This window comes from Ruminococcus sp. MCC718 (assembly GCF_018783905.1).
Classification (GTDB): Bacteria; Bacillota; Clostridia; order Lachnospirales; family Lachnospiraceae; genus Hominisplanchenecus; species Hominisplanchenecus faecis.
Genome location: NZ_WQNP01000067.1, coordinates 1 through 530, shown reverse-complemented (window position 1 = coordinate 530; position 530 = coordinate 1). Strand labels below are relative to the sequence as shown.

The following is a 530-nucleotide window of genomic DNA, read 5'->3' as shown; positions in this document are numbered from 1 at the left end:
TCTTTTCGGTTTGATGCTTCTGCATATCTTTTTGATACTTCTGGTGATAACGGGCTGCACTGGCTGGTATAGCTTTCTTCTTGTTTTATCAATGGAATCCCATACCGTTTCAGCTTATATTCCAGCATGATATACAACTTATTATACGGCAGGCTGTGAAACTTCTGGTTTGTCTTGTGTCCCATATCTTTTTCTTTCCGGATATTTCGGATGTCTCCCACAACCACACAGCGGATCTCTTCTTTTCTGCAGTATTCTGCGATCCATCTGGTTACTTTATGAAGGTAATCCTTCACTGTATTCTGCTTTTTCCTGTAAAGCCGCTGGATATGTTCCGATGTTTTTGGATATTTTATTCCTCTTTCCGATTGCTGTGCATACCATACAGACTGCACTCTGGCGATTTCTTTATGAAAATATCTTTCCAGAGAAAGATACTTTCTTCCCAGGATAAAAGCCCGGCCATTTCCGGAATCATAACAGGTCATCAGATTATGAAGTCCAGGATCAATAGATAAATAATGTCCATT

The 530-nt window shown here is 39.8% G+C and carries 1 protein-coding gene; it reads right to left on the bottom strand.

From position 1 onward, the window contains the following. The coding region (locus GPK60_RS07565) for an IS200/IS605 family accessory protein TnpB-related protein (RefSeq protein WP_252191326.1) at nucleotides 1-488 on the bottom strand (488 nt) is incomplete at its 3' end. Between the last annotated feature and the right edge of the window lie 42 nt (nucleotides 489-530).